This is a genomic window from Mesorhizobium sp. P3_A9, from assembly GCF_056402975.1.
The window spans coordinates 1-7,646 of record NZ_JBFUGJ010000287.1; the positions used below are offsets into that span (position 1 = coordinate 1).

Genomic DNA, 7,646 nt, shown 5'->3' on the forward strand with positions numbered 1-7,646 from the left:
GGCGCGGATCGGCGACTTCGTCGGCAGCCGCACCGGCAAAGTGGTCGGCGGTGACGTTGCGGATGCAATTGCCGCTGGTCTGGATGGCGTGCATCTCGACGCTGGCGAGATCGGCCAGGATCGCCGGAATGTCCGACAGCGCCGGCCAGTTGAACTGGATGTTCTGGCGCGTGGTGAAATGGCCGTAGCCCTTGTCGTATTTGCGGGCGATGTGGCCGAGCATGCGCAGCTGCTTGCCGTTCAGCGTGCCGTAGGGCACCGCTATGCGAAGCATATAGGCGTGCAGCTGCAGATAGACGCCGTTCATCAGCCTGAGTGGACGGAACTGGTCCTCTGATATCTCGCCGGACAGCCGGCGCTCGACCTGGTCGCTGAACTCGGCGACGCGGGCCTGGACAAAATCGTGGTCGAACTCATCGTAACGGTACATGCTTCGTCTTTCAGGGCGCGTCCGCCCGTTTCACTCAAATCCTGGCTACGCCGCCCGCTCGGCCTGCTTGCCGAGATCGCCGCGGATGGTCGGGCCCGCGGCGCGGATCTTTTCGCGCAGCCGCACTGGCTCGACCAGGCCGTCGACGACGTCCGCGTCGATCAGATTGACGTCGACCACCTCATTGTCGGCATAGGCATTGGCGCCGATCGCTTCCAGGCGGTCTTCGGCCGCCTTGTCATGGGCAAGGTCGGCGTGGTCCACCGTCTCGGCCCAGCCGCCATCGGCGTACCAGACGGCGATGCCATCGGTCAGGCGGTTGGCGGTCAGTATCTTCATGGCTGAACTCTCTCAGTGGCGGCAATGGCCGCACCTTCGTGCCGCAAATCTTCGTGCCTGTGTGCCGCGAGCGGCTCTGACCGTTCAAAATTGGCGCCGGCAACCGCATCGCCGATAATGGTCATGACCGGGCCGGACAGATCGCCACGCGCTTCCAGCGACGGCAGGTCGGCCAACGTGCCGTGGAAACGGCGCCGGTTGGCCAGGCTGGCATTCTCGACCACGGCGACAGCCGTGTCCGGCGAGAGACCGGCTTCGATCAGCCGGCCGGCGACTTCGGCGGCGACCGAGCGGCCCATATAGACGGCGACCGTGGCGCCGGAAATGGCGAGCTTGGCCCAGTCGGGCAGTGAGTTGCCCTTGAGGTCGTGGCCGGTGGTGAACACCATCGACGAGGACACGCCGCGCAAGGTCAGCGGCAGTTCGAAATCGGCGGCGGCGGCAAAGGCCGCGGTGACGCCCGGAACCACCTCATAGGCAATGCCGGCATCGCGCAGCGCCGCCATCTCCTCGCCGGCGCGGCCGAACACCAGCGGATCGCCCGACTTCAGCCGCACGACCCGCTTGCCCTGTCGGCCGAGTTCAACCAGCAGCGCATTGATTTCAACCTGGCTCTTGGTGTGGCAGCCCTTGCGCTTGCCGACTGGAAGCCGCTCGGCATCGCGGCGGCCCATGGCGACGACTGCCTCCGGCACCAGCGCGTCATGGACGATGACATCGGCTTCCATCAGCAGGCGATGGGCACGCAGGGTCAGAAGATCCTCGGCGCCGGGMCCGGCGCCGACCAGGGCGATATGGCCCGCAGCCGGCGCGTCCGACAGCAGAAGATCCACAGCGGCGTCATGCGCCTGCGACAGCTGGCCGGCTTCCACGGCATGGGCAGGCGCACCCTGGAAAAAACTGCTCCAGAAGCGTCGGCGGGCATTGCCTTTCGGCAGCACTTTCTCGGCGGCACCCCGCAGCGAAGCGGCGAGCGTTGCCAGCGATCCAAGCGACGGCGACAGCATCTGGTCGATGCGGCTTCGCAGCAGCTGGGCAAGCACCGGGCCGGCGCCTTCAGTGCCGATGGCGATGGCGACCGGCGCGCGGTTGACCAGCGCCGGGGTGAAGAAATCACAGAGCTCCGGCCGGTCGACGGCATTGACGGGGATGCCCAGCTTGCGCGCGTCCGCGGCAACGCGGCGGTCAAGCGCCTCATCGCCGCTGGCGGCAAACACCATGACCGCGCCTTCGAGCTGCGAGGCATCGTAGGCTGCCGCAACATGGCTGGCGCCGGACTGAGCGATGAAGGCAAGCAGCTCGGGTTCGGCATATTCGGCGATAACGCGCAGCACCGCGCTCGACTGRCCGAKCAGCCGCGCCTTGGCCARKGCYTCYTCGCCGCCGCCGACAATGGCCACGGCTTCGCCYTCGACCCGCACGAAGACGGGRAAGGCRTTGAGCTTGGGCACGGTGTACGGCATGACAAGTGCAATCCGGGAACAGTGTCGCAGTTTTACGCCCGGGCGCGAAAAACCAGAAGCAAAGCACTCGCGCATCCTGGGATGGCAGGCAATCGCTTTTTCGCAACTGCGAAAGGCAGGAGAAAAATATTCCACATCCAGAGTATGAGCAGATTCAAGCCGCTGAAGCAGGCCTTGATTTCAGGTCTTTTTAGTCGCCTGCCATTTGTTTCGCAAAACAGTTTTTTCTAATTTCTACCAATTTAGTAGATTAAAGTCGTCCACGGGCTGCGCCCGTCTTTAGCGCCGTATACCGAGGTGCAATACGCAGGTGAATTCAGCTCAATCGGGAACTCATGCGAGGGCCGGCCGAGCATTTTGTCGCTCCACCGTCGATTTCACACCTCTTGCGGGTTGCATCACTGTCACCCCTTCCACCATATTGCAAACAGGCGGCGGCTCCGGGCGGCGCACATCCGACATCGCTAATTTGAAAGGCGCTCCATAGACAATGCCGCATGACACGCCCCTTATCGCCACCATCGTCGCCGGTCTGGGGCTGGCTTTCGTCTTCGGCGCTCTCGCCAATCGCTTCCGCATTCCGCCGCTGGTCGGCTATCTCGTAGCCGGCGTGCTGGTCGGGCCGAACACGCCCGGTTTCGTCGCCGATGCCGGCCTCGCCAACGAGCTCGCCGAAATCGGCGTCATCCTGCTGATGTTCGGCGTCGGCCTGCATTTCTCGCTGAAGGACCTGCTGTCCGTCCGCGCCATCGCCGTGCCCGGCGCCATCGTCCAGATCGGCTTCGCTACGGCACTCGGCGCTGGGTTGTCCTGGATGCTCGGCTGGTCGATGGGCGCCGGTCTGGTGTTCGGCCTGGCGCTGTCTGTGGCTTCCACCGTGGTGCTGCTGCGCGCACTTCAGGAACGCCGCATGATCGAGACCGAGCGCGGCCGCATCGCCGTCGGCTGGCTGATCGTCGAGGATCTGGCCATGGTGCTGGCGCTGGTGTTGCTGCCGGCGCTTGCCGGCGTGCTGGGTGGCCAGGAACAGGCGGATGTGCATTCGAGCGGCCTGCTGTCGCTRCCGGCCAGTTACGGCATCTGGGGCGTCGTCGGCATCACGCTGGCTAAGGTCGCGGCTTTCGTCGTCGTCATGCTGGTSGTCGGGCGCAGGGTCATTCCSTGGATCCTGCACTATGTCGCCCATACCGGGTCGCGCGAGCTGTTCCGGCTGGCAGTGCTGGCGATTGCGCTCGGCGTCGCTTTCGGCGCGGCAAAACTGTTCGGCGTCTCGCTGGCGCTCGGCGCCTTCTTCGCCGGCATGATCATGAGCGAATCCGAGCTCAGCCATCGCGCGGCGGAAGAATCGCTGCCTTTGCGCGATGCCTTCTCGGTGCTGTTCTTCGTCTCTGTCGGCATGCTGTTCGACCCGTTCAGCCTGTTCAGCAACGGCCTGCCGATCCTGGCGACGCTGGCCATCATCGTCATCGGCAAGTCGCTGGCGGCCTTCGTCATCGTCATCGCCTTCGGCTATCCCCTGGCCACGGCCTTGGTGATCTCCGCAAGCCTTGCCCAGATCGGCGAATTCTCCTTCATCCTGGCCGAGCTCGGCTTCGGGTTGAAACTTCTGCCCGAGCAGGGCCGCGATCTGATTCTCGCTGGCGCCATCCTGTCGATCGTGCTCAACCCGCTGATGTTCCTGGTCATCGACTGGATGAAGCCGTGGCTCGAGTCGCGTGCCGCCCGGACGGCACCGCCGGCGGACGCCAAGCCGGTCGGTCCGGCGACAGAACCGGGCCAGGTCGCCTCGGTTGCCGCAGCCTCCAAAAAGGAAGACGGACCGCCGCCGAAAACGGCACTCACCGGTCATGCCATCCTGATCGGCTACGGCCGTGTCGGCGGCCTGGTCGGCGCGGCGCTGAAGGACGCCGCCATGCCCTTCCTCGTCATCGAGGACGCCGACAAGACGCTGGTCAAGCTGAAGACGGACGGCGTCGAGACCGTCGCCGGCAATGCCGCCAATGCCGAAGTGTTCGCCGCCGCCAATCCCGAAGGCGCCAGCCGGCTGATCCTTGCCATCCCCAACGCCTTCGAGGCCGGCCAGATCGTGCTCAGGGCRCGCGCCGCMAATCCCARCATCAAYGTCRTCGCCCGCGCCCATTCCGATGCCGAGGTCGAGCATCTCAAGGGCCTCGGCGCCAACACGGTGATCATGGGCGAGCGCGAGATCGCGCGCGGCATTGTCGAAGAGGTGCTTGGCCACAAGCCGGAGACTGCTTGAGCCGTCCGTAGCCTAGGCTGATCGCACGAACGCGGAACCGCCATTCTGTGCGATGCTGCTGAGATATTGTGCGGGAGGCTTGCCGAGCGCCTTTTTGAACATGGTGATGAAGGCTGTGACGGACTCATAGCCGAGATCGCCCGAAACCCGCTGAACGCTTGCACCCGAAGCCAGCTCCCTGATTGCGACGATCAGGTGCAATTGCTGCCGCCAGCGGCCGAAGCTCAAGCCAGTCTCCTTCACCACGAGACGAGCGAGACTGCTCTCGCTCAGCGCGACGCGATTGGCCCACTCCGCCAGCGTGCTGCGGTCAGCGGGATCGTCCGCCAGCGCTTCGGCGATCCGCCGCAAGCGCGGCTCGGAGGAGATCGGCAGATGCAATTGCTGGACAGGCATATCAGGCAGTTCGGCAAGCAGGACGCTTCCCAGGAAAGCGCACCTCGCATCGTCCGGCGCACAGTCCGACAGTTCGATGATGAGCTCGCGCAGCAGCGGCGAGATCGAAAGCGTGCAGCAYYGGTCCGGCAGTTCGGCAGCACCGGGCTCGATGTAGACRAAGAAAATCCGSGCATTGGCSGTCGCGATGTTGCTGTGCTCCATGCSGCYKGGMAYCCACACMCCGCAATGCGGYGGCACCATCCACAGGCCACTGGGAACGCGGCAGGTCACGCCGCCGCCGAGCGCGAAGACGAGTTGCCCCTTGCGATGCCAATGGGCTGATACCTCCGCTCTGGTTTCGGGGACGTCGACGCGCACGGAAATCGCCGGCGCGGAAAACTCATCCACATCGAAATTGAGCCAGGGGTAGCGAAGGGGCTGTTTCATGATTGACGACTTTTAGCGATCGATTGCTTTTATATCTAGATTATTCGTCAGCGCAAATCGATAGGCTCGGGTCGTTCTCGCCAAAATTGGCAAAGGTGTACCCATGCTCGCGCTCACCGTCTCTTCCGACAATGCAGCCAGATTGAAACTCGCCGAGGTGGACGAGCCACAACCTTGCGCGAACGAAGCGCTGATCTCGGCCCACGCAACCTCGTTGAACCGTGGCGAACTGCGCCTGCTCACCATACGTCCGAACGGCTGGATACCCGGTCAGGACATCGTTGGGGTCGTCGAACGGGCAGCAGCCGATGGCTCCGGGCCGGCCGTTGGCACCCGGGTCGTGGCCTTGGTCGACGAGGCCGGCTGGGCCGAACGTGTCGCCGTTCCGACCGAGCGTCTCGCCGTCCTGCCGGAGGAAGTCAGTTTCGTCTCCGCCTCCACGCTTCCGGTCGCAGGCACGACGGCGCTGAGGACTTTACGTCATGGCGGTGACCTCACCGGCCAGCATGTGCTGATTACCGGTGCAAGCGGTGCGGTCGGCCGTTTCCAGATCCAGATCGCCCGCGAACAAGGCGCCTCGGTGACTGCCATCGCCGCCGCCCGGCATGCCGACGATCTCCGCGGCCTTGGAGCGGAGCAGGTGGTCGAGGCGATCGAATTGGCCGAGGGACCGTTTTCGCTGATCACCGAGTCGGTCGGCGGCGAAAGCCTCGCACACGCGATCGAACGCGTCGGCCCTGGCGGGACCATCGTCATGTTCGGTTCGAGCAGTGGCGAACTGACGCCGGTTGGCTTCCGCCAATTCGTTCCGGGCCATGAGGGCGCGAGGCTTCAGACGTTCGCCTACTATACGTCCGGTTCAGGCATTGGCGCTGATATCGCCTCGCTGCTCACTCTGGTCGCGGCCGGCCGGCTGGAGACCCGCGTCGCCTTGACCTTGCCGTGGACCGATATCGCCCAGGCCCTCGACGCCCTGCGGCAGCGCAGCTTCAGCGGCAAGGCCGTTCTCACCATAGCCGGATAGGCCGGCCGTTTCGGTCGATGGCCCGCGCCCCGGCACGGACTGGAGATGGCTGTTCCGCAATACGCAAATCAAGGCGCCCAGGCGCCAGCACCAGGTCAGGAGTCTCCAATGACGGTTAGAGAAATTGTCAGAACATCGAGCGGCCAGGGGCTTCTCCTGGTCGGCATCATGCTGATCGCATCGACGCTTCGCGCGCCGATCACCGGCGTGGCGCCGATGCTCGGCATGATCCGGCAAACCAGCGGCATCAGCGCCACTGAGGCGGGAATGCTGACCACCCTTCCCTTGCTGGCGTTCGCGGCGATCTCGCCTTTCGCGGCCGGACTGGCGCGTCGATACGGCATCGAAAGGTCCTTATTCGCAGCACTGCTTGTTGTCGCGACCGGTATTGCCCTGCGCTCGACCGGCCCCCTCTGGGCGCTGTTCGCCGGCACCGGCACAGTTGGGGCAGGGATTGCTGTCGCCAACGTCCTGCTGCCAGGCTTGCTGAAACGCGATTTTCCCAACCGGGTCGCCAGCCTGACCGGCTTCTATGCCATCGTGTCCGGGCTTTCGCAGGCATTGGCATCGACAGTGATGATCCCGCTCGCTCAATTGCCGGGGTCGAACTGGCATCTCTCGCTTGCTTGCACGCTGATCTTTCCAGTCGCGGCCCTGATTGCCTGGGCGCCTCAGCTTCAAATGCCAGCCGCCCCGGAGCGAGCGGCATCCTCCACGCAGGATCGTAGACACCTCTGGCGCTCGGCCCTTGCCTGGCAGGTGACGGGCTTTCTTGGCCTGACCTCGCTGGTCTTCTATGTGATCGTCGGATGGCTGCCCTCGATCCTGGCGGAGGCAGGCTATTCCGCAGCGGCCGCAGGCTCGCTGCACGGGCTGTGTCAACTGGCAATCGCGATCCCCGGTCTGCTGCTCGGCACCGCCGTCAGGCGCATGAAGGACCAGCGCGCCATGGCCATCGGCATGGCACTGACCACCTGCCTCGCGCTGCTCGGCCTGTGGCAGCTTCCGGCCCTTGCAGCACTTTGGATCGCGCTGTTCGGCTTCGGCGCGGGTGCGGCCTTCATGCTTGGCCTCTCCTTCGTCAGCCTCAGGGCCTCAAACAGCCAGGAGGCGGCAGCGCTATCGGGAATGGCGCAATGCCTGGGCTATTCGCTGGCGGCCACTGGCCCGCCGCTGGCCGGTCTTGCCCACGATGCGACCGGGACCTGGAGCCTGGCTCTGGGCGCCTGCGCCATCGCCACCTTGCTGATGGCGGTCCTGGGAAGCCTTGCGGGACGGGCGAGAACGATCTGAGCGCTCCAGTAC

General features: G+C 64.9%; 6 protein-coding genes and 1 pseudogene. 3 read left to right on the plus strand and 4 right to left on the minus strand.

Annotated elements, in window-relative coordinates:
- The 3 genes and pseudogenes from AC1DX0_RS27260 to cysG form a co-directional block, all read right to left on the minus strand.
- A pseudogene (locus tag AC1DX0_RS27260) lies at positions 1-430 on the minus strand (nitrite/sulfite reductase); the annotation flags it as partial.
- 45 nt (positions 431-475) lie between these two features.
- Positions 476-769 carry a DUF2849 domain-containing protein gene (locus AC1DX0_RS27265; RefSeq protein WP_477220174.1) on the minus strand — a complete coding sequence of 98 codons (294 nt, stop codon included), beginning with the start codon at positions 767-769 and terminating at the stop codon, positions 476-478.
- The gene (gene cysG, locus AC1DX0_RS27270; protein ID WP_477357503.1) at positions 766-2,232 is read right to left on the minus strand and encodes a siroheme synthase CysG; all 1,467 of its coding nucleotides are present in this window, start codon (positions 2,230-2,232) and stop codon (positions 766-768) included. The genes AC1DX0_RS27265 and cysG overlap by 4 nt, the downstream gene beginning before the upstream one ends.
- A 490-nt stretch (positions 2,233-2,722) precedes the next feature.
- Between cysG and AC1DX0_RS27275 the strand changes: the two genes are divergently transcribed.
- Complete coding sequence (locus AC1DX0_RS27275; protein WP_477357505.1) at positions 2,723-4,492, plus strand: cation:proton antiporter domain-containing protein; 1,770 nt, start codon at positions 2,723-2,725, stop codon at positions 4,490-4,492.
- Between the two features lie 12 nt (positions 4,493-4,504).
- On the opposite strand, the gene AC1DX0_RS27280 is transcribed toward AC1DX0_RS27275, so the two are convergent.
- The gene (locus AC1DX0_RS27280; RefSeq protein ID WP_477357507.1) at positions 4,505-5,317 is read right to left on the minus strand and encodes an AraC family transcriptional regulator; all 813 of its coding nucleotides are present in this window, start codon (positions 5,315-5,317) and stop codon (positions 4,505-4,507) included.
- 103 nt (positions 5,318-5,420) lie between these two features.
- Here AC1DX0_RS27280 and AC1DX0_RS27285 point away from each other — a divergent pair, with 103 nt between their 5' ends.
- A complete protein-coding gene (locus AC1DX0_RS27285; protein ID WP_477220178.1) occupies positions 5,421-6,341 on the plus strand; it encodes a zinc-binding dehydrogenase in 921 nt (306 codons plus the stop codon).
- 108 nt (positions 6,342-6,449) lie between these two features.
- On the plus strand, positions 6,450-7,634 hold the full coding sequence (locus AC1DX0_RS27290; protein ID WP_477220179.1) for an MFS transporter: 1,185 nt from the start codon (positions 6,450-6,452) through the stop codon (positions 7,632-7,634).
- Positions 7,635-7,646 lie beyond the last annotated feature (12 nt).